Origin of the sequence: Streptomyces sp. NPDC002580, from assembly GCF_042889485.1 — a bacterium.
In the GTDB taxonomy this organism is placed as follows: Bacteria; Actinomycetota; Actinomycetes; order Streptomycetales; family Streptomycetaceae; genus Streptomyces.
The window spans coordinates 103273-128431 of sequence record NZ_JBIAQZ010000004.1 but is presented as its reverse complement, the minus strand read 5'-3'; the positions used below and the strand labels follow the sequence as shown (position 1 = coordinate 128431).

The 25159-nt window shown below is 71.9% G+C and carries 24 protein-coding genes; 14 read left to right on the top strand and 10 right to left on the bottom strand.

Annotated features, from left to right (window positions below; translation table 11 throughout):
• Positions 1–166: 166 nt before the first annotated feature.
• Both ACFYW7_RS14685 and ACFYW7_RS14680 read right to left on the bottom strand, forming a co-directional pair.
• Complete coding sequence (locus tag ACFYW7_RS14685; protein WP_389502708.1) at positions 167–787, bottom strand: DedA family protein; 621 nt, start codon at positions 785–787, stop codon at positions 167–169.
• Between the two features lie 65 nt (positions 788–852).
• A complete protein-coding gene (locus tag ACFYW7_RS14680; protein WP_389501884.1) occupies positions 853–1626 on the bottom strand; it encodes an MBL fold metallo-hydrolase in 774 nt (257 codons plus the stop codon).
• 84 nt (positions 1627–1710) lie between these two features.
• On the opposite strand from ACFYW7_RS14680, the gene ACFYW7_RS14675 reads away from it, so the two are divergent.
• The 6 genes from ACFYW7_RS14675 to dnaK all read left to right on the top strand — a co-directional run bounded on the left by ACFYW7_RS14675 (position 1711) and on the right by dnaK (position 10288).
• Positions 1711–2190 carry a hypothetical protein gene (locus tag ACFYW7_RS14675; protein WP_389501882.1) on the top strand — a complete coding sequence of 160 codons (480 nt, stop codon included), beginning with the start codon at positions 1711–1713 and terminating at the stop codon, positions 2188–2190.
• A gap of 197 nt (positions 2191–2387) precedes the next feature.
• Positions 2388–4409 (top strand): alkaline phosphatase family protein, encoded by a 2022-nt coding sequence (locus ACFYW7_RS14670; protein WP_389502706.1) that lies wholly within the window; start codon positions 2388–2390, stop codon positions 4407–4409.
• Positions 4410–4732: 323 nt separating this feature from the next.
• On the top strand, positions 4733–5794 hold the full coding sequence (locus ACFYW7_RS14665; RefSeq protein WP_389501880.1) for an ATP-binding protein: 1062 nt from the start codon (positions 4733–4735) through the stop codon (positions 5792–5794).
• Between the two features lie 84 nt (positions 5795–5878).
• Positions 5879–7684, top strand: a complete 1806-nt coding sequence (locus ACFYW7_RS14660) for a hypothetical protein (RefSeq protein WP_389501878.1) — start codon at positions 5879–5881, stop codon at positions 7682–7684.
• 162 nt (positions 7685–7846) lie between these two features.
• Positions 7847–8272: an OsmC family protein gene (locus tag ACFYW7_RS14655; protein WP_261705012.1), complete on the top strand. Its 426-nt coding sequence runs from the start codon at positions 7847–7849 to the stop codon at positions 8270–8272.
• Between the two features lie 144 nt (positions 8273–8416).
• Complete coding sequence (gene dnaK, locus ACFYW7_RS14650) at positions 8417–10288, top strand: molecular chaperone DnaK (protein ID WP_389501876.1); 1872 nt, start codon at positions 8417–8419, stop codon at positions 10286–10288.
• A 160-nt stretch (positions 10289–10448) separates the two neighbouring features.
• Here the strand turns inward: dnaK and ACFYW7_RS14645 are convergent, their stop codons facing one another.
• The 3 genes from ACFYW7_RS14645 to ACFYW7_RS14635 all read right to left on the bottom strand — a co-directional run bounded on the left by ACFYW7_RS14645 (position 10449) and on the right by ACFYW7_RS14635 (position 13249).
• The gene (locus ACFYW7_RS14645; RefSeq protein WP_389501874.1) at positions 10449–11264 is read right to left on the bottom strand and encodes an SAM-dependent methyltransferase; all 816 of its coding nucleotides are present in this window, start codon (positions 11262–11264) and stop codon (positions 10449–10451) included.
• Between the two features lie 78 nt (positions 11265–11342).
• Complete coding sequence (locus ACFYW7_RS14640; protein ID WP_389501872.1) at positions 11343–12206, bottom strand: helix-turn-helix domain-containing protein; 864 nt, start codon at positions 12204–12206, stop codon at positions 11343–11345.
• A gap of 206 nt (positions 12207–12412) precedes the next feature.
• Positions 12413–13249 (bottom strand): helix-turn-helix domain-containing protein, encoded by an 837-nt coding sequence (locus tag ACFYW7_RS14635; RefSeq protein ID WP_389501870.1) that lies wholly within the window; start codon positions 13247–13249, stop codon positions 12413–12415.
• Positions 13250–13866: 617 nt separating this feature from the next.
• Here ACFYW7_RS14635 and ACFYW7_RS14630 point away from each other — a divergent pair.
• Both ACFYW7_RS14630 and ACFYW7_RS14625 read left to right on the top strand, forming a co-directional pair.
• Complete coding sequence (locus ACFYW7_RS14630; RefSeq protein ID WP_389501868.1) at positions 13867–14172, top strand: 4a-hydroxytetrahydrobiopterin dehydratase; 306 nt, start codon at positions 13867–13869, stop codon at positions 14170–14172.
• A gap of 5 nt (positions 14173–14177) precedes the next feature.
• Entirely contained in the window at positions 14178–14894 is a 717-nt protein-coding gene (locus ACFYW7_RS14625) for a class I SAM-dependent methyltransferase (RefSeq protein WP_389501866.1), read from the top strand.
• 124 nt (positions 14895–15018) lie between these two features.
• Here ACFYW7_RS14625 and ACFYW7_RS14620 read toward each other — a convergent pair whose 3' ends face one another.
• Together ACFYW7_RS14620 and ACFYW7_RS14615 are read right to left on the bottom strand one after the other, a co-directional pair.
• Positions 15019–15510, bottom strand: a complete 492-nt coding sequence (locus ACFYW7_RS14620) for a hypothetical protein (protein ID WP_389501864.1) — start codon at positions 15508–15510, stop codon at positions 15019–15021.
• Complete coding sequence (locus ACFYW7_RS14615) at positions 15507–16040, bottom strand: hypothetical protein (protein WP_389501862.1); 534 nt, start codon at positions 16038–16040, stop codon at positions 15507–15509. The genes ACFYW7_RS14620 and ACFYW7_RS14615 overlap by 4 nt, the downstream gene beginning before the upstream one ends.
• 39 nt (positions 16041–16079) lie before the next feature.
• Here ACFYW7_RS14615 and ACFYW7_RS14610 point away from each other — a divergent pair, with 39 nt between their 5' ends.
• Complete coding sequence (locus ACFYW7_RS14610) at positions 16080–17024, top strand: helix-turn-helix transcriptional regulator (RefSeq protein ID WP_389501860.1); 945 nt, start codon at positions 16080–16082, stop codon at positions 17022–17024.
• A gap of 135 nt (positions 17025–17159) precedes the next feature.
• Positions 17160–18986: a rhamnogalacturonan lyase gene (locus tag ACFYW7_RS14605; protein ID WP_389502704.1), complete on the top strand. Its 1827-nt coding sequence runs from the start codon at positions 17160–17162 to the stop codon at positions 18984–18986.
• A gap of 133 nt (positions 18987–19119) precedes the next feature.
• On the opposite strand, the gene ACFYW7_RS14600 is transcribed toward ACFYW7_RS14605, so the two are convergent.
• The gene (locus ACFYW7_RS14600) at positions 19120–19416 is read right to left on the bottom strand and encodes a hypothetical protein (protein ID WP_389501858.1); all 297 of its coding nucleotides are present in this window, start codon (positions 19414–19416) and stop codon (positions 19120–19122) included.
• Between the two features lie 288 nt (positions 19417–19704).
• On the opposite strand from ACFYW7_RS14600, the gene ACFYW7_RS14595 reads away from it, so the two are divergent.
• Positions 19705–20247 carry a hypothetical protein gene (locus ACFYW7_RS14595; RefSeq protein WP_389501856.1) on the top strand — a complete coding sequence of 181 codons (543 nt, stop codon included), beginning with the start codon at positions 19705–19707 and terminating at the stop codon, positions 20245–20247.
• A 675-nt stretch (positions 20248–20922) separates the two neighbouring features.
• Here the strand turns inward: ACFYW7_RS14595 and ACFYW7_RS14590 are convergent.
• Together ACFYW7_RS14590 and ACFYW7_RS14585 are read right to left on the bottom strand one after the other, a co-directional pair.
• Positions 20923–21141 (bottom strand): hypothetical protein, encoded by a 219-nt coding sequence (locus tag ACFYW7_RS14590; RefSeq protein ID WP_389501854.1) that lies wholly within the window; start codon positions 21139–21141, stop codon positions 20923–20925.
• A gap of 288 nt (positions 21142–21429) precedes the next feature.
• Positions 21430–21927, bottom strand: a complete 498-nt coding sequence (locus ACFYW7_RS14585) for a hypothetical protein (RefSeq protein WP_389502702.1) — start codon at positions 21925–21927, stop codon at positions 21430–21432.
• A 358-nt stretch (positions 21928–22285) separates the two neighbouring features.
• Here ACFYW7_RS14585 and ACFYW7_RS14580 point away from each other — a divergent pair, with 358 nt between their 5' ends.
• The 3 genes from ACFYW7_RS14580 (at position 22286) to ACFYW7_RS14570 (ending at position 25031) form a co-directional block, all read left to right on the top strand.
• Positions 22286–23482, top strand: coding sequence for an MFS transporter (locus ACFYW7_RS14580; RefSeq protein WP_389501852.1), 1197 nt, complete (start codon positions 22286–22288; stop codon positions 23480–23482).
• 399 nt (positions 23483–23881) lie between these two features.
• Positions 23882–24463, top strand: a complete 582-nt coding sequence (locus ACFYW7_RS14575) for a sugar O-acetyltransferase (RefSeq protein WP_389501850.1) — start codon at positions 23882–23884, stop codon at positions 24461–24463.
• Between the two features lie 10 nt (positions 24464–24473).
• Positions 24474–25031: a TetR/AcrR family transcriptional regulator gene (locus ACFYW7_RS14570; RefSeq protein ID WP_389501848.1), complete on the top strand. Its 558-nt coding sequence runs from the start codon at positions 24474–24476 to the stop codon at positions 25029–25031.
• The last annotated feature ends 128 nt before the right edge of the window (positions 25032–25159 follow it).

Here is a 25159-nt window from a genome sequence, read left to right as displayed (position 1 = left end):
GAAGCCGTGCCGCGGTTCCCGCCGTACCGCGCGCTACCGGGAAACCGTGCCGCGACTCCCCAAGCGCCCCGGCGTCCCGGGAAACCGTGCCCCGGCTCCCGACGAGCTCCGGCGTCCCAGGTCCGGCCGGCCCCCGGGCCGGCGAAGGGACGCGTGACGACACCCCTCAGCGAGCCGTCCCGCGGATCCGGCGCCACACACCCGGCGCCGCGCCGATCGCGAGGGTCAGCGCCACCGCCGCCACCACGCCCTGCCAGGGCTCGCTGAAGAGCGAGCCGCCGAGGATGCCGATCACCTGGTACGTGGCCGCCCACGCCAGACAGGCCGGAACGTCCCCGCGGGCGAAGGCGCGCAGGGGCATCCTCGCCATCAGGCAGGCCAGCATCACCGGGATGCGGCCCGCCGGAACGAGCCGGGACAGGACGAGGACGGCGATGCCGTGCTCGTCGAGTTTCTTCTGCGCGCGGGCGAGCCGGTCCTCGGGGGCGCGCACCCGGATGGCCTCCAGCCAGCGCGATCCGTTCTTCGAGCCCATGCCGCGCCGGCCCAGCCAGTACAGCGAGACGTCGCCGAGGAACGCCGCGAGGGAGGACACCAGGAACACCGCCAGCAGCGCGAAGGGCGCCGTCTGGTGGAAGGCCACCACCGCCGCCGAACTCACCAGCGCGCCCGTCGGCACGACCGGGACCAGCGCCCCGATCAGGACCAGCAGGAACAGGGTCGGGTAGCCGATCGCCCGCTGCGTGGACTCCGGCGGCATGGTCGTCGCCGTGGCGGACAGGAACATCGCCGGGGCACTGCACTTGACCGACTGGAGGGAGGGGACGACCGTTCCGGCGGCGGACCAGTGGATCACCGAGCGCCCTCCGGACGGACGCTCTCGCCGTGGCCCAGCAGATGCACCGTCACCCCGGGCGCGCGCTCGGCGGCCAGGCGCACGAACTCCTCACCCGGCGCATGGAATTCATGGGGGCGCACGGCGTCCATCCCGATGGGCCAGAACGTGCCGTAGTGCACCGGCACGGCGCTGCGCGGCAGCAGCGCGGAGAGTGCCTCGGCCGCACGCCCCGCGTCGAGGTGCCCCTCCCCGAGATACGGTCCCCAGCCACCCACCGGAAGCAGGGCGACGTCGACCGTCCCGACCTCCTCGGCCATCGACGCGAACAGCCCCGTGTCCCCGGCGAAGTACGTCCGCGCCTCGCCCTCGACCACGTACCCCACGGCGGGGGAGCGGTGCGGTCCGACCGGCAGCCGCCGCCCGTCGTGCCGCGCCGGAACGGTACGGACGACCAGGTCACCGACCTGGGTGCGATCGCCGGGCGCGACCTCGGTGAGCCGCAGATGGTCCAGTCTGCGCAGCCCGGGCACCGACCTGGGGGCGTCCCGGGGCACGAGGAGGCGGGTCCCCGGAGCCAGTCGCGCCAGCGAGGGCAGGTGCAGGTGGTCGGCGTGCAGATGGGAGACGAGCGCCACGTCGGCGACGGCCGCGGGGGGAGGGGGCGGCGCCCCGCGCCTGCGCCGCAGATGCGCGAGCCGGCGCGCGAAGAGCGGATCGGTGAGCACGCGCGTCCCGGAGTCCTCCAGCGTGCAGGTGGCGTGTCCCCACCAGGTGATCTCCACCGGCACCCCTTTCCCTCCTTCGCGCGACTCCCCCCGAGCCTACGGGCAGGAGTAGGGTCGGCGGCGAAACCCGGAGGTGAGGGGGACACCATGGGAGACGCACGCGGTGCCTCCGGCGCGCACGCCCTCAAGCCGTCGCACGAGCGGAGCGGCCCGGCGCCGGGTCCCCCGTCGCTTCGCGTCATGGCGATCGCGAGCCTGACGCCCCTCGAGGAACTGGACGAGGACCCCTTCCTGGTCGACTCCCGCAGTCAGCACGCGATGTGCGCCCGCTGGGCCGCCGAGCACGGTCATGTCGTCACCCGGGAACTCCTCGTACGGGGTCTGCGCCCCGACCACCGCAGCCTGTGGGCGGATGTCGAGGCCGGCCTCGTGGACCTGTTCGTGGCACCCAGCCGCCGGGTGCTCGAGCGCGCCCTCGCCTCGGTCGAGGAGTTCACCGCCGAGTGCGCGCGCCGCGGGGTCCGCGTCGAGACGGTGGGCAGCGCCGAACCGTCGTACGACGCCCAGATGAAGGCCCGCGTCCACCGCCGCCTGTCGATGCCGACGGCCGGTTACGACGGCCGCTGATACCGCGCTTCCCGGAGAACCCCGGGGAGATCTCACGGGAGTCCCGGGGCGGTTCCGGGGACATCCGGGCATGTCCGGGCGTTGTGACAGGGTGGGAGCAGGCCGCGCGGACCGGGCGGGCCGGGACGTGAGGTGGGCTGGGCGTGGACGGAGGACGTTGGCGGCGCCTCGCCAGCGCGGTGGGTCGGAGCATCACGGTGTGGGCCGTGTCCACGATCACGATGCTCGTCCTCGCCGGCGCGCTGCCGGATTTCCGCCTGCAGTCGGCCAGCGGGGACAGCGCGACGCGGATCGCGGTCACCGCGGCGGCCGGCGCGGGAGTCTTCGGTCTCCTGTCGTCGCTGGTGTGGCCCCTGCTCGTGCGGGCGCTGCTGCTCGTGCCCGCTTTCGTGCTCGGCCTGCTCGTCTTCTTCCTGAACGGCTCGCTGCTGCTGGTCGCCCTGCGGCTCAACCCCTCCGGGAGCAGTGAGGCGGCCCCCGAGACGGCCGTCGTCGTGGCCGCCGTGATGTCCGCCGTGGCCTCGGCCACCGGCGGCGCCCTGGCCGTGCGGGACGACGACGCGTACCGGCGCCGGCTCTACCGGCTCGCCGCCCGGCGCCGCAGGCGCGCCGACGGGCGGCCCGGTCCCTCGACACCCGCCGCCGTCTTCCTCCAGCTCGACGGGGTCGGGTACGACGTGCTCCGGGAGGCGATCGGCAAGGGGCTGATGCCGACCGCGGCCCGCTGGCTGGACGGGCCCCGTCCCACCCACCGGCTCACCCCGTGGCGCACCGACTGGTCCAGCCAGACCGGCGCCAGCCAGCTGGGCATCCTGCACGGCAGCAATCACGACGTCCCGGCCTTCCGGTGGTACGAGAAGGACACCGGGGAGGTCATGGTCTGCAACCGGCCGACCGGCGCCGCCGAACTCCAGCGCCGGGCCGTCGCGCGCACCGGTGACGGCGGACTGCTCACCGCCGACGGCGCGAGCCGCGGGAACCTCTTCAGCGGCGGCGCCGACGAACTCGCCCTCGTCCTGTCCGTGGCCGCGAGGCGCGGCCGGGACAACCGCTCACGGGCGGGCTACTTCGCCTACTTCTCCGACCCGGCGAACGCCGTCCGCACGGCGTTGTCGTTCACCGCCGAGGTCTTCCGGGAGATGCTCCAGTCCACCTCGGCCCGCTTCCGGGGCCGGCGGCCCCGCGTCAAGCGCGGCGGGCTGTATCCCTTCGTCCGCGCCTTCGCGACCGTCGTCGAACAGGACGTCGTCGTCGCCGCGGTCATCGGCGACATGCTCGCCGGGCGCAACGCGGTCTACGCGGACCTGGTGGCGTACGACGAGGTGGCCCACCACTCTGGCCCCCGGAGCCGGGACACCGACAAGATCCTGGAACGGCTCGACCGTTCGCTCGCCCTGATCGAGAAGGTCGCCGAGCACGCCCCGCGGCCGTACCGGATCGTCGTGCTCTCCGACCACGGCCAGAGCCCGGGCGAGACCTTCCTGAACCGCTACGGCCTCAGCCTCGGCAACCTGGTCCGGGCCGGCTGCGGGCTGCCCGTGCCCCGCCGGGCCCGGAGCACCCACAGCGGTGCCGAGGCGCGCACCGCCGTACGGGCCGCGCTGCGCAGGCCCGTCGAGGAGCGCGAGGAGCGGCGCCCGCCGTCCGGGCGCCGTTCCGAGCCCGTCGTCCTGGCCTCCGGCAACCTCGGTCTGATCTCCTTCCCCGACGTGCCGCACCGGATGAGCCGCGAGGAGATCGACCGCCGCCACCCCGCGCTGCTCTCCACCCTCGCCAACCACCCCGGCGTCGGCTTTCTCCTGGTCCGCAGCGAGGAACACGGCGGCCTCGTGCTCGGCGCGCACGGCGTCGAGCTTCCGGTGGACCGTCTCGACGACGAACACCCGGGCCCGCTGGCCGACTTCGGGCCCGGTGCCGCCGACGCCGTGCGACGGACCCACTCCTTCCCGCACGCCGCCGACATCATGGTCAACTCCTGGTGCGACCCCGCCCGCGGCGAGGTCCTCGCCTTCGAGGAGCAGATCGGCTCGCACGGCGGGCTCGGCGGCGCCCAGGGGCGGCCCTTCCTGCTCTCCCCGGTGGCCCTGTCCGCACCGGTCGGAGCGGACACCGAACTCGTCGGCGCGGAGCGGGTGCACGACGTGCTGCGCCGCTGGCTCCGCGAGTGCGACGGCCCCCAGATACCGCTGGGCACCGTCCCGGACGAACGCGCCGCCTGATCCCGACCGGGCCCGAGCCCGCGTACTCGCGAGGCGGCGACCACCCGGCGACACGGCTTTCCGCAGGGGCAGTCGGGGCGAGCCGACGCGTGACCCGACTGGCGTGCCGGTCGAACCCGACGTCTCCCGCGATGGCTTGTGGGACCGGGTGGGGCGCCCGAGGCGAGTCCCCCGGGTGGCCGCGCGGGGCGGCACCGGTGGAGCGGCCGACGCCCGGTGCGCCGGTAAATGGGAGGCGCTGAACGGACCCCCGCGCCCACACTGTCCGCACCGGACGCCGCCGACGCGCGCGTCTCTCCCGGACATTCCCAAGGAGCTCGCCTGTGCAGGCAGCCGTCACCGTCACTCCCGCCCGCATCCCGGAACTGCTGCTGGGGCTCGCCACCGTGCGGCCGGTCTTCCTCTGGGGCGCCCCCGGCATCGGAAAGTCCTCCCTGGTCAGGGAGTTCGCCGAGTCGCTCGGGCTGGAATGCGTGAGCCTGCTGGGTACGCAGCTGGCACCAGAGGACCTGATCGGCGTGCCGCAGATCCGCGACGGGCGTTCCGTCTTCTGCCCGCCGCAGGCCATCGCCCGCGACGAGCCCTACTGCCTGTTCCTGGACGAGCTGAACGCGGCCACCCCGGATGTGCAGAAGGCCTTCTACTCGCTGATCCTGGACCGCCGCATCGGCGAGTACGAGCTGCCGAAGGGCTCCATCGTGATCGGCGCGGGCAACCGCGCGACGGACAACGCGCTGGCCCGCCCGATCGCCTCGGCGCTGGTCAACCGCCTCACCCACGTACACCTGGAAGCCTCCCCGAAGGACTGGCTGGTCTGGGCTGCCGCCAACGGCATCCACCCCTGGGTGGTCGACCACCTCACCGACCGGCCCGACCACCTGTGGTCCAAGCCGCCGAAGACGGAGGAGCCGTTCTCCACCCCGCGTTCCTGGCACATGCTCTCCGACGCGCTGGACTCCTTCGGACCGGCGGTCGACGAGGAGACCCTGAAGGTCATCGCCCACGGCACGCTCACGCCCGCGCACGCGGTCGCCTTCTGCGGCTACGTCAAGGTCGTGCGCAGCAGGTTCGGGATCGAGGCCGTCCTCAAGGGTGACGCCCGCTGGCCGTCCCGCACGGAGGACCGCGACCTGCTCTACTTCCTCGCGGAGTCCTTCCGGGGACGGCTGGTCAAGGAGCTGCCCGCCTCCAAGGAGCACCTCTCGGAGAACGCCCGCCGGATGTCGTACCGCGCCAAGTCCCTCCTGGTCCAGCTCGCCGAGATCTCCGTCGAGGTCGCCCAGAGCGTCATCGCCGCCGACGCCGACGGCAACCCGGTCCTGCCCGCGTGGTTCCTCGTCGAGGCGGCCCGGGACATGCCGCGCCTGGTGGAGGCGCGCCGGTGACCCCGCCCGCCCCCGTACGCGAGGACGCGGCGCTCCTCCCGGACACCGGGGCCGCCCGATGAGCCGTACACGAAAGGCCGCCCGATGAGCGGTACCCGTAAGCCCGGGGCCAAGCCCGGACCCGACCCCGCCGCCGAGGCGTTCGCCGAGGGGATGCGGCTGGTACGGGCGAACCGGGCGCTCGCCGCGATCGGCTTCAGCGTCTGCCGGCAGGACACCTGCACCATGGCGCCCCGCGACGGGCTGGTGAGCGTCGACTCCGGCGGGACGCTGCACGTCCGCCCCGACCGGCGCGCCGATCCGGCCGACTGGGCCTGGGCCGTGGCGCACGCCGCCATCCACCTGGGCTTCGGTCATGTCCCGGCCGCGACCGGGTCGCGCGAGCAGCCGGACCGCTTCGACCTGGCCGCCCGCTGTGTGGTGGTGAACCGCTTCCTGCTCGGCTTCCCGGTGGGCCGGACCCCCGACGACCTCCCGAGCGACTACCCCGGCGGCGACGAGGAACGGCTCGCGGCGCGCTGGCGCCGCGACGGAATCCCTCCCCTGTACGAGCACTGCGGTACGGCGGGCGGCGAACCGGACCAGGTGCTGGTGCCCTGGAACGCCTGGAGCGGCGGCACCCCGCCCGACTGGCAGGTGGCCTTCGCGCACGCCCTGACCCGCACCATGGCCACCGCGATGGACGTGGCGGGCGGCCGGCGCGCGTCCATGCGGGGCGGGCCCACCCGGCTCCAGCCCTGGGAGCGGGCGCTGAGCTGGTTCGTCTCCTCCTACCCGCTGCTCGGCGGCGTCGCGGCCGGCGTCACCCTCGTCGCCGACGCCGAACTGGCCCGCGCCCACGACATCTCCGTCGCCGCCGTCGACACCGGGGCCGCCGAGATCTACATCAACCCGCTGCGCGTGTTCAGCGACGAGGAATGGCGGTTCGTCCTCGCGCACGAGATGCTGCACGCCGCCCTGCGGCACGGCGACCGCTGCGGCACCCGTGACCCGTACCTCTTCAATGTCGCGGCCGACTACGTGATCAACGGCTGGCTGCGCGAGATGCAGATCGGCACCATGCCCGACGGGCTGCTGTACGACGCGGAGCTGAAGGACCTGTCCGCCGAGGAGGTCTACGACCGGATCGCGGGAGATCTGCGCCGGATGCGCCGCCTCGCCACGCTGCGCGGCAGGGGGACCGGCGACATCCTGGGCGGACCGCTCGGCTCGCCCAGGGACTACGTCGACCTCGACGAGTTCTACCGCCGGGGTCTGGCCCGCGGCCTCGACCTGCACCAGCGGCAGGAGCGGGGCTTCCTGCCCGGCGGCCTCGTGGAGGAGATCCGCGCCCTCAGCCACCCGCCGCTGCCCTGGGACGCCCGACTCGCCCGCTGGTTCGACGAGTTCGTGCCCCGGCCCGAGCCCCTGCGGTCGTACGCGCGTCCGTCGCGGCGGCAGGCGGCCACCCCCGACATCCCGCGCGCCGGCCGCTGGTTCCCGCCCGAGGAGATCGCCCGCTGCACCTTCGGTGTCGTGCTCGACACCTCCGGATCCATGGACCGCACCCTGCTCGGCAAGGCCCTCGGCGCCATCGCCTCCTACGCCGAGGCCCGGGACGTACCGGCCGCCCGCGTCGTGTTCTGCGACGCGGCCCCGCACGACGCCGGCTACCTGCCGGTCACCGAGATCGCCGGACGCGTGCGGGTGCACGGGCGCGGCGGCACCGTGCTGCAACCGGGCGTCGACCTGCTGCACCGCGCCGACGACTTCCCGCCGGGCGCGCCCGTCCTCGTCATCACGGACGGATACTGCGACGTGCTGCGGGTGCGGCGCGAGCACGCCTATCTGATCCCGCGTGACGCGCGGCTCCCGTTCACCGCGCGCGGACCGGTCTTCCGGGTGTCCTGAGGCCGTCGACGGTATGTCAGCAGGGTGAATCCCGGGCCGCGTCGGACACATCCCGACACGACCCGGCAGGTCGCCCCCCGACCATTGGGTGCGGCGGGACGAGGTGTGATCGGATGGGAGGCACGGAACCCGGCAAAGGGTCCCCACCCGAAAGGAATCATCGTGGCAACCACGCGCACCGCACACACCGTGTGGGAAGGCAACCTGCTCGAGGGCAACGGCGTCGTCACCTTCGACTCCTCCGGCATCGGCCAGCAGCCGGTGACGTGGGCGTCGCGGGCCCAGGACGCGAACGGGAAGACCAGCCCCGAGGAACTCATCGCGGCCGCCCACTCCAGCTGCTTCTCGATGGCGCTGTCGCACGCCCTGGCCGGTGCCGGCACCCCGCCCACCAAGCTCCTCACCAACGCCGACGTCACCTTCCAGCCCGGCGAGGGCATCACCGGCATCCACCTCACGGTCGAGGGCACGGTGCCGGGCCTCGACAACGACGGCTTCGTCGCGGCGGCCGAGGACGCCAAGAAGAACTGCCCGGTCAGCCAGGCCCTGACCGGTACGACGATCACCCTGTCGGCGAAGCTCGCCTGACGTTCCGTACGCCGGTGCCGCGTCCTCCCCGAGGGGCGCGGCACCGGTGCGTCCGCCCCCGCCCGGCCACCCCGCGCCATTGACAAGCGGGAACGCGCGTCTTGTGCTTGAGGGCGGGCAGAGCCCTTGCGGAAGGGGACGGACATGGCACGTGCGGTCGGAATCGATCTCGGTACGACGAACTCGGTGGTGGCCGTCCTGGAGGGCGGTGAGGCGACGGTCGTCGCGAACGCCGAGGGAGCGCGCACCACGCCCTCGGTGGTGGCCTTCGCGAAGAACGGGGAAGTGCTGGTCGGCGAGGTCGCCAAGCGGCAGGCGGTCACGAACGTGGAGCGCACGGCGCGGTCCGCGAAGCGGTACATGGGCGATGTGAACTGGCGCTTTCCGGAGACGGGCAGCGTCGACGGCGCCCGCTACCGCGCCCAGGAGCTGGCCGCGCGGGTGCTGCAGAAACTGAAGCGGGACGCCGAGGCCTATCTCGGCGAGGACGTCACGGACGCGGTGATCACCGTGCCCGCCTACTTCGACGACGCGCAGCGGCAGGCGACCAAGGAGGCGGGCGAGATCGCCGGCCTGAAGGTCCTGCGGATCGTCAACGAGCCCACGGCCGCCGCTCTGGCGTACGGGCTCGACCGCGGCGAGGAGCAGACCGTCCTCGTCTTCGACCTGGGCGGCGGCACCTTCGACGTGTCGCTCCTGGAGATCGGCGACGGCGTCATCGAGGTCAAGGCGACCAACGGGGACACCCGGCTCGGAGGCGACGACTGGGACCAGCGGATCGTCGAGCACCTCGCGCAGCGTTTCAAGGCGTCGCACGGCATCGATCTCGGCCACGACAAGATGGCGCTGCAACGACTGCGCGAGGGCGCCGAGAAGGCCAAGATCGAGCTGTCCTCGTCCACCGAGACCAGCGTCAACCTGCCCTACATCACCGCCACCGCCGAGGGCCCGCTGCACCTCGAGGAGACGCTGACCCGCACACGGTTCCAGGAGCTGACGGCCGACCTGCTCGACCGCTGCAAGTCCCCCTTCCACCAAGCCGTCAAGGACGCCGGGGTGAAACTGTCCGCCGTCGACCACGTCATCCTCGTCGGCGGATCCACCCGGATGCCGGCCGTCACCGACCTGGTGAAGGAACTCACGGGCAAGGACCCGCACAAGGGCGTCAACCCGGACGAGGTCGTGGCCGTCGGCGCCGGCCTCCAGGCCGGTGTGATCCGCGGCGACGTGAAGGACGTCCTGCTCCTCGACGTCACCCCGCTGTCGCTCGGCATCGAGACCAAGGGCGGCATCATGACCACCCTCATCGAACGCAACACCACCATTCCGACGCGGCGTTCGGAGATCTTCACGACGGCAGCCGACAACCAGCCGTCGGTCGGTATCCAGGTGTACCAGGGCGAGCGCGAGATCGCCGCGTACAACAAGAAGCTCGGCGTCTTCGACCTCACCGGTCTGCCGCCCGCGCCGCGCGGGGTTCCGCAGATCGAGGTCGCGTTCGACATCGACGCCAACGGGATCATGCACGTCTCGGCGAAGGACCTCGCGACCGGGCGCGAGCAGAAGATGACCGTGACCGGCGGGTCGGCGCTGCCCAAGAACGACATCGACCGCCTGATGCGCGAGGCCGAGCAGTACGCCGAGGAGGACCGGCGCCGCCGGGAGGCCGCGGAGACCCGCAACCAGGGCGAGCAGCTCGTCTACCAGACGGAGAAGTTCGTCCGGGAGAACGACGAACGTATCCCGGCCGAGACGAAGGCGGAGGTCGGCTCGGCGGCCACCGAACTGAAACGGCTCCTGGAGGACGACTCCACCGACACGGCGGCCCTGCGCGGCGCCATCGAGAAACTGGCCACCGTCAGCCAGCAGATGGGCCAGGCCATGTACGCGTCCCGGCAGACGTCCCCGCAGGAGGGTCAGCCCACCGAGCAGGCGCCCGGCGAGGACGAGGGCGTGGTGGAGGCGGAGATCGTGGACGAGGACCGTGGCCGGAACCCTGAGGACGGCGCCGCCTAGACGACGCGCTCGGCGCGACATCGACCGCACCGACGCCGTCGGCCTCGGTGGCGTCACTCCGGCCGGCCGTGCCCTGTCGCGCCGGGCGGCCCCGGGGATTTCGAGGTACCCGCGGGCCGGTCGGTGCTCGCGGGGACCTCGGACTTCACGCGCGGGGCGGTCAGTCCTTGCGGGCCACCCCGGCGTACAGGGGCGCGACGCCCTCCTCGGCGGCGGCCAGGTCCTCCGCCTCCGGACGCCAGTCGAAGACCGGGACGACCCCGGGGTCGAGGAGCTCCAGACCGTCGAACAACCGGGTGAACTCGGCCCGCCCGCGGGGGAAGAACGGGGTGCCGCTGCGCCGGAACAGTTCGGCGGCCCGCTCGACGCCCTCGGGGCTGATGTCGGCGGTGACCTGCGACAGGACGAGACGACTGCCGGGGGCGAGCGCGTCGACGTACCGCTCCAGCAGGCCGTGGACGTCGTCGCCGTCGGGGTCGGCGTTCAGATAGTGGGTGAGCGCGACCAGCGACAGCGAGACGGGCTGCTTCAGGTCCAGGCACTCGCCGGCCAGCCGCAGGATGGTCTCCGGGTCGCGGACGTCGGCGTGCACGTAGTCGGTACTGCCCTCGGGCGAGCCGTGCAACAGCGCCTCCGCGTGCCGCAGCACGATCGGATCGTTGTCCGCGTAGACGACCTTCGCGTCCGGTGCGACCTCCTGGGCCACCTGGTGCAGGTTGGGCCGGGTGGGGATACCCGTGCCGATGTCCAGGAACTGCCGGATCCCCGACTGCGCGGCGGCCCGCGTCGCGCGGTGCATGAAGCGGCGGTTGGCGCGCGCCCCGCGCACGGCGGTCGGGTCCGCCGCGAGGATCTTGCGGGCCAGATCCTCGTCCACCGGGTAGTTGTCCTTGCCGCCCAGCCACCAGTCGTACACACGGGCCGGATGGGGCCGACTGGTGTCGATCTTGGTGGGTGCGGCGTCGGGTCCGGTCATGCTTCTGCTCCTCGGTCGTCTTCGGGTGTCCGGGTGCGGCGATCCTGTGCGGGGGGATGCCCGGTCCGGGGCGTGCGCTCAGTAGCTCTCGCGGAACTCGCGCAGGAGCTCCTTAGTGCGCTGGGCGGAGGCGGCGTGGGCCGACATGTGGTCCAGCACCTCCAGGTGCAGGGCCACCTCCTCGCGCGCGTCGAGATACAGGGCCCCGGACACGTACTCGCTGTAGACGATGTCCGGCAGCTCCGGCTCGGCGAAGCGGAACATCGCGAAGGGGGTGTACGTCCCCGGATGCGGGCCGTTCGCGAACTCGGCGACCTGGAGCGTGACATGGTCGAGCTCGAGCCATTCGAGGAGCCGGTCCATCTGGTCGCGCATGACCTCGCCGTGGATGCTCACCGGACGCAGCAACGCCGTCTCGTCCATGATCACCCAGAGGTGGGGCGGGTTCTCGCGCGTGAGCAGCCCCTGCCGCTTCATGCGCAGCGCGACATGCCGGTCGATGGCGTCCGGGCCCGTCTGCCCGACCGTTCCCGCCTCCAGCACGCACCGCGCGTACTCCTCGGTCTGCAGCAGCCCGGGTACGAAGTGCGGCTCGTAGGAGCGGATCAGCTCGGCGGCGCCCTCCAGGCTGACGTGCATGCTGAACCAGTCCGGCAGCACGTCGTGGTACCGCTGCCACCAGCCCGGCTGGTTGGCCTCCTCGGCCAGCGCCACGAAGGCGGCGGCCTCGTCGTCGGCCACCCCGTAGGTCGTCAACAGCACCTGCACGTAGGGAATCTTGAGGGATACCTCGGCCATCTCCATCCGCCGCACGGTCGCGGGGGCGACATGCAGGACGCGGGCCGCCTCTTCGCGTTTCAGGCCCGTGGCCTCGCGCAGCTCCTGAAGCCGCCGCCCCAGAACCACCTGTCCCACCGTGGGCGCGGGTCGCCGCTCACTCACGCCACGCCTCCCCAGCGCCGAAGTATGCGTGCAGTGTGCCATGTTCGTGCAGAACCCTCAGGGGTTGTCCTCAACACATCTACAACCAGAGCGACTTGAGGCGCGAATCGCCGGACGGCAGGCCTGGCGACACGCCTGACGGCATGCCCTCGGCCCCCACCCGGATCACCCGTGGCTCGACACCGCGCGGAGAACACGACGGGATCTCACGGATGCAGCGAATGAAGGTACTTGGCCGTCGCCGGGTCCGCCGGGAGGAACGTCTCGACGGCCAGTTCGGCCACGGTCACGTCCATCGGGGTGTTGAACGTCGAGATGGACGAGACGAACGACAGCACCCGGCCCTCGTGCTCGATCCGCAGGGGCAGCGCGAAGGGGAGCGGGGGGCCGGTGGACCCGCCGTCCTCGGCCGGGTCCCGTTCCGGGACCGGATACGCCGCCACCTCCTCGTACAGTGCGCGCAACGGCGCCGAGCGAAGCAGTGCGATCTGCCGGTCCATCTGGGCGAGCAGATGATCCCGCCAGGCGCGCAGATTGCGGATGCGCGGTGCCAGGCCCTCCGGGTGGAGGGTCAGCCGCATCGCGTTGAGCGGCGGCACGAGGAGCCGGTCCGGGACACCGTCCAGCAGCAGGGCGATGCCACGGTTGGCGGCGAGGACGTCGTACCGGGCGTCGACCACCAGCGCGGGATACGGCTCGTAGCCCTGGATCAGCCGCTCCACGCCCTCCCGCAGCGCGCCCATCGAGGGATCGTCGAGCGGCGTCTCCGGATAGTGCGGGGCGTAACCGGCCGCGAGAAGCAGCGCGTTGCGCTCCCGGACCGGTACGTCGAGATGCTCGGCGAGCCGCAGCACCATCTCCTCGCTGGGGCGCGACCGACCCGTCTCCACGAAGCTGATGTGACGGGCCGAGGAACCCGCCCGCAGCGCCAACTCCAGCTGACTCACCCGCCGCTGCTCCCGCCAGCCCCGCAGCAACGGACCGACACCCGCCCCGACGGGGGCACTTGAGGTGGCGACAGCACTGGACGGGACAACGCTCATACGACGACGGTAGTCGAGAAAGGACACACGAACGAGCTGGGCTCCTGTCTCGGGAGCCGGGAAGATCGTCTCCCGGGTATGCGCCGCGGCTGCTTGGTGGGTGGAGTGCTCGGGGTCGGTCCCGCCGCGGAAGGGGTGGTGGGCTGGCTCGGCGACGACACCCGGATGACGCTGTTGACGGTGGAGAGGCTTCATCAGGCGTCCGCACACGAACGGCTCAAAGGCCTCGACCTCGCTTTTGAGGAAGCCCTCCGGCTGAGAAGGCCGAGTCCTCCGAGCCGAGCCTCTGCGGGAACCCCGTCGACGCCCGGCACGGCGCCCCCGCCCCAGGGGGAGTGGCCGGAGAGATCAAGGGGCGCTCCGCGATCAGGGTCCTGGTGGCCGGCCTCGCGACGGCGTGCGGGGAGCGGTCGGTCGCCGGCGGTGAGCCGCGTCCTCCCGTGCCGACCGGGGCCGCTGTGGCAGGCTGGGGCGGTGGGTTCGCACCGTGCGGCGGACCCCGTGCAAAGGACCCCGAACCCTGTGACCGGGACGTGTATCCCCTGCCCGTCCGTGTGGCAGCCGTCCGCCCGGTCCCGCCCCGCGCAGCTCACCCGTCGTAAGAAGGGATCACGTCCATGGCCGTCGCACCGCTGGCGCACAAGGAGATCGAGGAAGGACTGGCGGAGCTCCCCGGCTGGTCGCTGGAGGGCGACCGGCTCGCCCGTACCTACCGGCTCGGCTCGCATTTCGCGGCGACCGCGATGGTCGTGCACATCGCGCAGGTGCAGGAGGAGCTGGACCACCACTCCGACCTCACCCTCGGCTACAACACGGTCTCCCTCAGCGTGAACACGCACAGCGTCGGCGGCGCCGTCACCGCGCTCGACCTCGAACTCGCCCGCAGGGTGCGGGACCTCGCGCCGGGACACGGGGCAGACTGACCGCTGTGCTGGACTACGACAAGGAAGCGGACGGGTACGACGTGACGCGGGGCGGCGAGCCACGAGCCGCCGCGGCCTCTGCGGCCGTGCTCGCGCTGCTCCCCGAGGACGCCCGCAGCCTGCTCGACCTGGCCTGCGGCACCGGGATCGTGACGCGTCGGCTCGCCGCCGGCCGGCCGGGTCTCAGCGTGACCGGCGCGGACGCCGCCCACGGCATGACGCGCCGGGCCGCCTCGCGCCTCCCGGGAGCCGTCGTCCGCGCCGACTGCCGCCGACTCCCTTTCCCCGGCGGCTCGTTCGACGCCGTCTCCGCCGTCTGGCTGTTGCACCTGCTGGACGACGCGGGCCCCGTCGTCGCGGAGGCGGCACGCGTCCTGCGCCCCGGCGGGGTGTTCGTCACCACCGTCGACAAGGACGCCGCCCACCTGGTCGGCAGCGACATAGACGCATTGGCCGCGCCCTATCGCGTTGAGCACCCCACTGACGGGAGCGAGCGTGTCACGGCGTACGCCGCCGAGCACGGTCTGACCCCGAGCGGCACCGCCCTCTTCCGGGGCCACGGTCAGGGCCGGACACCCCGCCGGGTCGCCCACCACATCCGGACCGGTCGGCTCTACGCGGCCGGCGGCCCCCAACTCGCCGACCGCATGGAGATGTTGCCGGGTCCGGACGTCCCACGCAGGGAACCCGAATTCACCCTGCGGGCGTTCCGCAAAGGCTGAACCCCGGGACCTGTGCAAAGGCTGAACCCGGGCGCCTTCTCAAAGGCTGTTCCCAAGACCTCGCAACACCTGAACCCAGGATCTCCGCGAGGGGCCGGCCCCGGTCGGCCGGGCCGGACGGCCGTCACACGTCGCTTCGGCGCGTGAAGTCCATGGTCCAGTTCGTCAGCCACGAGCTCCCCTCGTCCAGGGAGAACGCCTGCTCCCAGCGGGCCGTCGTCTCCGAGATCCCCGACCACAGGAACCGCACCCGGACGTCCTTCCCGTCGTGGGTGTCCTCGCCGTGGAACTCGCCCCGCCCGTCCGCCCCGAACCGCCCGGAGACCGGCGGGAACAGCTTCCCGCTCCGACTGGACGACCAGTTCAGCGACCACTCACCGGTCTCCACGTCGAAGAGCCGCAGGGTCAGCCCCTTCCACCCCCGGCTCGGGACGTCGATCTCGTCGATGTTCGCCGCCCCGTCGAACAGGCCCCAGCAGCGGCTGGTGGCGGGGAACTCGTCCCAGTCGCTCTCCGGGTCGAGGAAGTCGGTACGGCGCCGGTTGACGACGTCCCAGTCCCCGTGGAGGAAGCCGAAGCCACGGGCGGCGACGGTGCTGTCCTGGGTGTCGCTCATGTCCGGTCCCCCGTGGTGCCTTCAGCCAGCGAGTCGGTCAAGTAGGCCTCCAGATCCGGTACTTCGGAGGCGAGAAGGTGTCGTACCCAGGCGTCCCGTTCGTGCAGGATCGGCGGCAGCTCCCAGACGCAGCCGATCCACGGGAGCTCCGGGGTGATGAAGTGTGTCGGGTCCTGGTCGGGGCAGCCCAGTACCGGCTGGCCCGCGGCCGCGCCCCGGAAGTGCAGGACGTTGTCCCACACCCAGCTGTAGGCGTTGAGATAGGCGCCGTCGTCGCCGCCCCGGTGCAGGACGACGAACGTGGCGGGCGGGGTGCCGTCCGGCTCGGGAAGCAGCCGGGGCAGTATCGCGTACGCCGCCCGCTCGACCTCGGGCTCGATGCCGCCCGGGTCCGCGGTGACGTGATAGCGCTTGATCCGCCGGCCCGCCACCTCGATGGGAGGCGGCACCGTCAGGAACTTCTCCCTGAAGGCGACGGCGGACGCGGGGCCGGTCGACGCGGATGACGTGGTGGAGGTCCTTGAAGCCATGCCCGGACGTTAGGCCGACTCCACTGACATCCTGTGTCAGTGAAGTCCAGCCGTCTCGTCTCGATCCTTCTGCTGCTCCAGACCCGGGGCAGACTGACTGCCGCCCAGCTCGCCGAGGAGCTGGAGGTGTCGGTGCGGACGGTGTACCGCGACGTCGAGGCGCTGGGCGCCGCGGGCGTTCCCTTGTACGGGGACGCGGGACACGCCGGCGGATACCGGCTCCTCGACGGCTACCGCACCCGCCTCACCGGGCTCACCGCGGAGGAGGCGGAGGCCATCTTCCTCGCCGGGGCCCCCGGACCCGCCGCCGAACTCGGCCTCGGTCCGGTGCTCGCCGCGGCCCGGCTGAAGGTGCGCGCGGCCCTTCCGGACGCGCTGCGAGAACACGCCGACCGGGTCGGCGGCCGTTTCCATCTGGACGCGCCAGGCTGGTACGCGGACGCCGACGAGACCCCGTACCTCCCGGCGGTCGCCGACGCCGTATGGAACAGCCGTGTCCTGCACGTGCGTTACCGCCGCTGGCGCGAACCCACGGACGTGGAGCGCCGGCTGGAGCCGTACGGCCTCGTCCTGAAGGCGGGGCGCTGGTACGTCGTCGCCGGACCGGGGCCCCGCACGTTCAGGATCGACCAGATCCTCGAACTCACCGTCTCGGCCGAGGAGTTCCCCCGCCCCGAGGGCTTCGATCTGGCCGCGTACTGGGCCGACCACCAACGGGACTTCCACGAAAGGCTGTACCGCGAGGAGGCGGTCGTACGGGTCGCTCCCGGAATCCGGCTCGGCGGTACGGCGGCGCGAGCGGTGACGGTCGACGGAGGTGCGGACGAGGAGGGTTGGACGACCGTCACCGTCCCCATCGAGTCCGTCGAGCGGGCCCACGACGAGTTTCTGCGGCTCGGTACGTCCGTCGAAGTCCTGGAGCCGCCCGAACTGCGCTCCCGCATCGCCGCCACGATCGCCGAGCTGGCACGCAGATACACATAGAGAGCGCTTGCTGCGAGGCGGCAACTCCCTTGTGTGCGGCGGCGACTTGAGGACGGAAACACTTCGCCCTCCAAGGAGGTACCCCTCGTGCAGCACCCGCAACGGCGGCACCGCGGACGCGTCATCGGCTCGGCCATGGCGGCGGCCGCCACCCTGGTCGCCGCCGGACTCACCGCCTTGGGCGCCGGTTCGGCCCAGGCCGCCACGGCCCGGCAGGTCGAAGCCCTGGACCGGGGCGTCGTCAGTGTCCACACCGACAGCGGCAACCTGGTCAGCTGGCGCTGGCTGGGCACCGACCCGAACGCCGTGTCGTTCAACGTCTACCGCGCCGGGACCCTGGTCAACTCCACCCCGATCAGCGGCTCCACGAACTTCTTCCACTCCGGCGCGCCCGCGCAGGCGGACTACACGGTCCGCGCGATCGTGAACGGCGTGGAGCAGGGCGACTCGGCGCACGCCGTCCAGTTCCGTACGGGCTACAAGGACGTCCCCCTCACCCCGCCTGCCGGCGGCACCACTCCCGACGGCGTCGCGTACACCTACGAGGCGAACGACGTCTCCGTGGGTGATCTCGACGGCGACGGCGCACTCGACCTCGTCCTCAAGTGGCAGCCGACGAACGCCAAGGACAACTCCCAGTCCGGCTACACCGGCAACACGATCGTCGACGGCGTCAAGCTCGACGGCACCCGCCTGTGGCGCGTCGACCTGGGCAGGAACATCCGCTCGGGCGCCCACTACACCCAGTTCCAGGTGTACGACTACGACGGCGACGGCAAGGCCGAGGTCGCCGTGAAGACGGCGGACGGGACCGTGGACGGCCGGGGCACGGTCATCGGCAGTTCCTCCGCCGACTACCGCAACTCCAGTGGATACGTGCTGTCCGGGCCCGAGTACCTGACGATGTTCGACGGTGGCACGGGCGCTGCCATGGGCACGGTCGACTACGTCCCGGCGCGCGGAACGGTCTCCGCCTGGGGCGACTCCTACGGCAACCGGGTCGACCGCTTCCTCGCCGGAACCGCGTATCTGGACGGCGCCCGGCCGTCCCTGATCATGGCCCGCGGCTACTACACCCGTACGGTGCTCGCTGCCTGGGACTGGCGGGGCGGCGAGTTCACCCGGCGCTGGACCTTCGACACCAGCTCCTCGACCAACAGCGGCAAGGGGTACGACGGCCAGGGCAACCACCAGTTGTCCGTGGCCGACGTCGACGGCGACGGCAAGGACGAGATCATGTACGGCTCGATGGCCGTGGACGACAACGGCTCCGGACTGTGGACCACGAAGAACGGCCACGGCGACGCGATGCACGTCGGCGATCTCGATCCGTCCCGCGCGGGCCTCGAGGAGTTCAAGGTCGACGAGGACTCCACCAAGCCCTCGTCGTGGATGGCGGACGCCAGGACCGGCGCCGTCCTGTGGTCGACGGCCGCCAACGGCGACAACGGCCGAGGCGTGTCCGGCGACGTGTGGGCGGGCAGCGCGGGGGCCGAGTCCTGGTCCTCCCGCGCCGACGGCGTCCGCGACCCGAAGGGCGCCGTGGTGGCGAGCCGCAAGCCGGGCAGCGTCAACTTCCTGTCCTGGTGGGACGGGGACACCGTGCGCGAACTCCTCGACGACACGCACATCGACAAGTACGGCACGTCCTCCGACACCCGCCTCCTGACCGGGTCGGGAGTCCACTCGAACAACGGCACCAAGGCGACGCCGTCACTGTCGGGGGACCTGTTCGGCGACTGGCGCGAGGAGGTCGTCTGGCCGACGGCGAACAACACGGCCCTCCGGATCTACTCCACCCCGTACGAGACGACCACGAGGATCACGACCCTCCTCCACGACACCCAGTACCGCACGGCCCTGGCTTGGCAGAACACGGCCTACAACCAGCCGCCGCACCCGAGTTTCTTCCTCGGCAACGGAATGCCGACGGCCCCGCGGCCGTCGGTGTACACGCCGTGAGCGGGTAGAGCGGTGGTCCCCGGGGCCTTCGGCGCAAGCGGGCCGAAGGCCCCGGGGACGGGCCTCGAAAGGCTCGTTCAATCGGTGCCGGGGAGGATCCGGGAGGATCTGGGGGCGATCGAGAAGATCCGATTCAGGTGCCGGAGTTGTCGACGAGCCCCACGATGTCGAGGAATTCGATTTCGGGCGGGACGCCATAGATCCCCGTCACCTTGTCGACGATCTCCTGCGTGAAGAAGGCGCGGGCCTTCTCCTCGTCGTCCCACACGTAGAAATTCCTTGCCCGGACCCCGTCCTCGTCGAGCGTGAAGCTCTTGAACCGAAGGCCGGCCATGCCTTCGAACGGTCCTCGGAGTTCGTCGGCGATCTTTGCGACAGCTGAACGATCGAACTTGTCGGTCTGCGTGAAAGTCACGAGCACGCCGATCATCGGGCCTCCTGTCGAGCGGGTGAGCGACGATCGATCGAGCGCGCTCGCGGCGGAGCATAGTACGAGCGGCTGGAAGATCTGGTTATTAATTCGCGAGTGTCAATGAACCGGGACTATTCGCTTCGGGTGACCGCAGTCGGAGAGGGTTCTCACCGCGATGGCCTTGGCGCTGATCATCCGGAATTGTTATAGCGGATGATCGGGTCATCATCCGCATTTGTCGAACAGCGCATCACGACTCGGGCACGCGGCAGCCGTATTTCGCACACAAGAGTCATGATCACCCTCATGAACAGAACCGTCGCCACCGCGGTCGCGGCCGCCGCCCTGCTCCTCGGCCTCACCTCGTGCAGTAGCGGCAAGACCGGCACGGCGGCGGCCACCCCGCGTTCCTCGGCCAAGTCCGGCGCCTCCGCGAGCCCGAGCGCGGTCGGCGAGCCGCTGACCGCCGCCTCGGCATTCACAGGGATCTCCCGGGCGGTCCCCGCCGTGAAGCTCTCCGGGACCGTCACCGCGGAGGACGACCCCAACGACCTGCTCGGACGGCCTCACCAATACACGTCGAAGGTCACGTTCTCGGACAGCAGGATTTCCGCCGACGATGTGAGTGGCACGGAGAAGGATGGCGTCGAACGCGGTGGCTCCATCGAAGTGTTCGCCACCGCGGCGGACGCGAAGACCCGCGCGACGTACATCCAGGACGTCACCAAGGGGATGCCGGCACTCACGGAGTACGACTACGTGAACGGGACCGTTCTCGTCCGCGTCTCCCACTACCTCACGCCGGAACAGGCTGCCGAGTACAAGTCCGCGGTGGACGCGCTCGGCTGAGTCTGGCCGAGGCTTGGAGTCCCCGTCATCCGAAGACGCGCACGTTGCAGTACATGGCTTCCTCCGCCTCCTCTCGCCCGAGTTCGCCCGCGCCGTTCGCGGCGGACGACGGGACGTGACCACAGGACGTGACCACAGGACGTGACCGCAGGACGTGACTGAGGGACGTCACCTGGAGACCTGACCCCGGACAGGGGATGTGGAGGCGTGATCGGGAGCCGCGAGGGCCCATGTCCACGTCCGCGGGCCCGGTGACGGCGCCGCCTTGCAGGCTCGCGGGTGCCGGCGTCCGGCCCGACTGCGACGCGGGCCGGACGCCGGTGCCGCGGGCCGGAGAGGCCTGGTGACGGGCGGGCGGCCCCGCGTCCGACCTCACGTTCGGCCTCGTCGAGGGCCTTCGTGAGTGCGCACCGACAGCGACTTCCGGCCATGGTCTTTCCGGGTGGCCGATTGTGGTGCATCGTTGGGTCTGCGGGTTCCGGAGATCTCGGACGACGGCCTCCGCATGGGTCCTGTCCGGAACCGCGAGGTCGACGGGTCCCGCCGCTCCTCCCGGCTCCCCACGGGAGGCTTCGCGGCTGCCCGGACGCCCTTCTGTACTCCGCTGTGTCGGCTCGCGCCCGTCCGGCCGGTCCGGCCCGGCTGTCCTTCGGGGCGGGCGGCGACCGCGGGTGGCTACTGGTCGGCGATGCGGTACGTGGCGCTGTCCGGGTCGGTCTTCACGATGAGGCCGGTCGCCGCGACGTCGCGGAGCGCCTTCCGGGCCCGCTTCTCCAGCTGTATCCGGTCCCCTTCACCGACCCCGGCGTCACGGAGCGCGGTCACCGCCCGTTGCGTGTCCCAGGTGCCGCCGAGGGCCCGGACGGACTGTGCGAGAGCCTCTTGGTGTGTCATGAGGTGCTTCGTCCCTGCTGCTCGGAGTGGTTTCGCGCTCAACGTAGTGGCCCGTGTTGCCCGTTGACGAGTTGCGGCTGGTGCCCGCGCCATGCCGGCCCCTCGGGTCGCCTGCTCCCGCGGGCGACCCGCCGCCGTTGTCGGTGCCGGTCGATACGCTGGTCCGGCAAGCATCCGTTCCGACCAAGTCGGGGATGCTGCTGTGGCCCCGCCCGGAGTGATGCCCGGTGCGGGGCCCGCTGCCGCCAGGGGGCACGGGTCGTCGGGTGTGGTCGCCGGGCGCCGCCGTCAGCTGTAGGTCCAGCGCCACGCGTTGGAGCGGTACGAGCAAGTGATCCTGGTGCCGCTCGCGTTGGTCGTACTGGCTCCGTGGTCGCTGTTGCGGCAGAACTGGCCCGCCGCGTAGCAGTTGCCGGAGCTGGACACGATCGAGCAGGTCCCGGTGGTGTCCGCGCCACCGTCACCGCCACCGCTGCTGCCGCCGGCCGGTGCGGCTCTCGCGGTGACGGTCACCTTCACCTTGGCCGTCTTCGTCGCGGTCACCGTGGGGGCCGGTTCCGGCTTCGCGGTGGCCGTCGCGGTGGCCGTCGTGGTGACGGTCACGGTGGGGGTGGGCCGAGCCTTGTCGGCCGCGACCTTCGTCGTGTCGCCGGTCTTGCCGACGGTGTCGCTGTTGTCGCTGCCGCCGGCGCCGAGACCGAGGAAGAAGGCGAAACCGATCGCGGGGAGCACGAAGCGCTTCCGCGCCCACCGTCCGGCCGGCCGCGGTGCGGGGGCGGGCGGCATGGATCCCGGCCCGTATCCCGGCGGTGGCGGCGGTTGGTTGTACGACATGGTCCCCCCAGGGAAGTTCGTGGTGGGGTGACCCTAGCGGGAGTTGTGAAGGAAATGTGAGCGGAAGGTGGGGGTGGTGGTGCATTCGTGATCGTGCGGATCGGGCGAATGCGGCGATCGATTCCTTTTCGCGGCCGGCGTGGAGGTCCGTGACCTTTCGTGGGCGCCCTCCTCTGGGGGCAACTTCTCCCGGACTCCCTCCGGACTCCCTCCGGACTCCCTCCGGGCTTCCCCGCCTTCTCCTCGCGGTCCGAGAATCCCGCCCCACCAGGAGTGTACGTTCGTACACTTCAAATGTAAGGTCACGCGCATGACTGTCGACATATCCGTCCGGCCCTCCGTGGCCGAGCGTCGGGCCCGTGCGGCCGTCGCCGTGCTGTTCCTCACGAACGGGGCCCTGTTCGCCAACCTGCTGCCGCGGTATCCGCAGATCAAGGGCGATCTGGGGATGGGCAACGCCGTCTACGGCCTGGCCGTGGCGGCGTTCCCGACCGGCGCGATGGTCGCCGGGCCGGCGGCCGGAGCGCTCGTCCGCAGGTTCGGCTCCGCGCGCGTGGCGGTCGTCGGCACCTTGCTGACCGGCGTGGGCGTCCTCGCCGCCGGTCTCGCCGGCTCGGTGCCGCTGTTCGCGGCGGCGCTGTTCCTCGCGGGAGCGATGGACGCGCTCACCGACGTCGCGCAGAACGCGCACGGCCTGCGCGTGCAGCGCCGTTACGGGCGGTCCATCATCAACTCCTTCCACGCGATCTGGTCGATCGGCGCCGTCACCGGGGGCGTCATGGCCGCCGGAGCCATGGCGCTGCATCTGACGCGGGGTGTCCATCTGACGATCTCGGCGGCCGTCTTCGCCGTCGCCGCTTGTGTCGCGCTGCGGTTCTGCCTCCCCGGACCCGACGTCGAGGCCGAGGTCGGGTCCGGGGAGGCAGAACCGGTTCACCGCGCGGGCCCCTCTCGCCGTACGGCGTACGTACTGGCCGCCCTCGTGCTCATCGCGACCGCCGGCACGCTCGTGGAGGACGCCGGAAACTCCTGGGCCGCCCTGTACCTCTCCGACTCCCTGCACGCCTCCGCGGCGCTCGCCGCGACCGGCTACATCGCCCTGGTGGGCGCCCAGTTCATCGGCCGGATCATCGGCGACCGGCTCGTCGACCGATTCGGGCAGCGGACGGTGGCCCGTACCGGCGGTCTGATCGCCGCGGCGGGCATGGGGCTGGCGCTGGCCGTTCCCACGCTGCCCGGAACCGTCCTCGGCTTCGCCGCCGCCGGATTCGGGGTCGCGACGCTGGTGCCCGCCGCCATGGACGAAGCCGACGCCCTGCCCGGCCTCAAGCCCGGCTCGGGGCTGACGATCGTCTCCTGGCTCATGCGCCTGGGCTTCCTGGTCTCCCCGCCGGTCGTCGGGCTCGTCGCCGACACGGCGGGCCTCCGCGTCGGCCTGCTGGTGATCCCCCTCGCCGGAGTCCTCACGGTCCTCCTGTCGGGAGTGCTCCAGGCCCGCCGCCGCTGAGCGCGCGCCCACGGCCGGTCGCGTTGTCGTGGCGCGGGATACGGTGTGCGCGTCGATGGGCCGGACGGAGATCGTGAGGGACTCGCGGCCACGGGGGGTGGGTCGGACAGGCCCCGGCGGCCGGCTCGGGCCTGGAGATGTCATGCCGTGCATCCACCCCCCGCCTCCGACCGTCAAGGGCTGTCCCCGCGCCGCTGTTCGCGGGGCGGGACCAGCCCTGGGGTGTTCGGCCCCGCGAACAGCGGCGCGGAGGCCGTGAGCACAGGCTCGGTCGCCCGCCTCGGCCCACCACCCCTCCCTCCAACGCCGCTTCGGCGAGCCGCCGCCCGCCGCCCGCCGCCCGCCGCGCGGGGAGCGGGGAGCGTACGATCGTACGCTCGTCGGAGTAGGCTCGTCCCCATGCCGACCGACTACTTCGCGAACGACCCCCGCACCAACCTCGAGCGCATGGAGGCGGGTGACCTCTACATCGCCGACGATCCCGAGATCGTCCACCGGCAGCGGCGGGCCGTGCGGCTGGCCGCCCGCTACCAGGCCGCCCACACCGAGGACGCGGACACGGCGCGACCCGTCCTCGCCGAACTCCTCGGCTCGGTGGGGGAGGAGGTCGAGGTGAGGCCGCCGCTGTACGTCGACTACGGCAGCAACATCACGATCGGCGCGCGCACGTTCGTCAACTACAACCTGACCGCTCTGGACGTCGCCGCGATCACCATCGGGGAGGACTGCCAGATCGGGCCCAACGTGCAACTGCTCACCCCGACGCATCCGTTGGAACCCGGGCCCCGGCGCGACAAGCTCGAGGCCGCGAAGCCGATCACCATCGGCGACAACGTGTGGATCGGCGGAGGCGCGATCGTGCTGCCCGGTGTGACCGTCGGGGACGACTCGGTGATCGGCGCCGGATCCGTCGTCACCAAGGACGTACCCCCGGGTGTGGTCGTCGTCGGCAACCCCGCCCGTCCCGTCCGCACTCTCTGAAGGCCCGGCCATGGCTACCGGACACACCGATCCACAGCGCCGCGAACGGATCATCGCGGCGACCCTCGACCTCATCGCCGAGGAAGGCGTCGCCGGCGTCTCGCACCGGAAGATCGCCACGCGGGCCGGCGTGCCCCTGGGGTCGATGACCTACCACTTCGACGGCATCGACGAAGTGCTGCGGGAGGCGTTCCGCCACTTCACCGACGGGTTCGTCGAGCTGTTCGACGAGCACCTCGCCGCCCCGGCCGATCCCGACCAGGCGAGAGCGGCGGTGACCGACCTGATCCACGCCCTGTCCGACGGCAGCCCGCGCGACCTCGTCCTCACCCAGGAGCTGTACACCCTCGCCGCCCGCCGGCCCGCCTACCGGCAACTCACCCACACCTGGATGGCCCGCAGCCGGAGCCATCTGGAGCGGCACTTCGACCCGGACACCGCCCGCCAACTCGACGCCCTCATCGAAGGGTTGACCCTGCACCGCGCGCTGGACACGGAACCCCACGACCGCGCCCTCACCCTCGAGGCCGTCACCCGCATCACCACGCTCGCCCCCCGGCGGCCGTAAGCCCGCCGCGCGGTGGGCTTACGGCGCGGTGCCGCCCGGGGACGGTGAGGGTGACGGTGAGGAGGACAGGGCCGGGGCCGGCGAAGGGGCGCGCACCCGACCGGCCACGCGTCCCTTCGGGAGAACCG

What these genes read in the sequence shown, in the direction of transcription:
- ACFYW7_RS14685 (WP_389502708.1), bottom strand. Translation starts at nt 787, where the DNA reads ATGTTCCTGTCCGCCACGGCGACGACCATGCCGCCGGAGTCCACGCAG.
- ACFYW7_RS14675 (WP_389501882.1), top strand. Translation starts at nt 1,711, where the DNA reads ATGGGAGACGCACGCGGTGCCTCCGGCGCGCACGCCCTCAAGCCGTCG.
- ACFYW7_RS14660 (WP_389501878.1), top strand. Translation starts at nt 5,879, where the DNA reads ATGAGCGGTACCCGTAAGCCCGGGGCCAAGCCCGGACCCGACCCCGCC.
- dnaK (WP_389501876.1), top strand. Translation starts at nt 8,417, where the DNA reads ATGGCACGTGCGGTCGGAATCGATCTCGGTACGACGAACTCGGTGGTG.
- ACFYW7_RS14645 (WP_389501874.1), bottom strand. Translation starts at nt 11,264, where the DNA reads ATGACCGGACCCGACGCCGCACCCACCAAGATCGACACCAGTCGGCCC.
- ACFYW7_RS14635 (WP_389501870.1), bottom strand. Translation starts at nt 13,249, where the DNA reads ATGAGCGTTGTCCCGTCCAGTGCTGTCGCCACCTCAAGTGCCCCCGTC.
- ACFYW7_RS14630 (WP_389501868.1), top strand. Translation starts at nt 13,867, where the DNA reads ATGGCCGTCGCACCGCTGGCGCACAAGGAGATCGAGGAAGGACTGGCG.
- ACFYW7_RS14620 (WP_389501864.1), bottom strand. Translation starts at nt 15,510, where the DNA reads ATGAGCGACACCCAGGACAGCACCGTCGCCGCCCGTGGCTTCGGCTTC.
- ACFYW7_RS14615 (WP_389501862.1), bottom strand. Translation starts at nt 16,040, where the DNA reads ATGGCTTCAAGGACCTCCACCACGTCATCCGCGTCGACCGGCCCCGCG.
- ACFYW7_RS14605 (WP_389502704.1), top strand. Translation starts at nt 17,160, where the DNA reads ATGGCGGCGGCCGCCACCCTGGTCGCCGCCGGACTCACCGCCTTGGGC.
- ACFYW7_RS14600 (WP_389501858.1), bottom strand. Translation starts at nt 19,416, where the DNA reads ATGATCGGCGTGCTCGTGACTTTCACGCAGACCGACAAGTTCGATCGT.
- ACFYW7_RS14595 (WP_389501856.1), top strand. Translation starts at nt 19,705, where the DNA reads ATGAACAGAACCGTCGCCACCGCGGTCGCGGCCGCCGCCCTGCTCCTC.
- ACFYW7_RS14590 (WP_389501854.1), bottom strand. Translation starts at nt 21,141, where the DNA reads ATGACACACCAAGAGGCTCTCGCACAGTCCGTCCGGGCCCTCGGCGGC.
- ACFYW7_RS14585 (WP_389502702.1), bottom strand. Translation starts at nt 21,927, where the DNA reads ATGCCGCCCGCCCCCGCACCGCGGCCGGCCGGACGGTGGGCGCGGAAG.
- ACFYW7_RS14580 (WP_389501852.1), top strand. Translation starts at nt 22,286, where the DNA reads ATGACTGTCGACATATCCGTCCGGCCCTCCGTGGCCGAGCGTCGGGCC.
- ACFYW7_RS14575 (WP_389501850.1), top strand. Translation starts at nt 23,882, where the DNA reads ATGCCGACCGACTACTTCGCGAACGACCCCCGCACCAACCTCGAGCGC.
- ACFYW7_RS14570 (WP_389501848.1), top strand. Translation starts at nt 24,474, where the DNA reads ATGGCTACCGGACACACCGATCCACAGCGCCGCGAACGGATCATCGCG.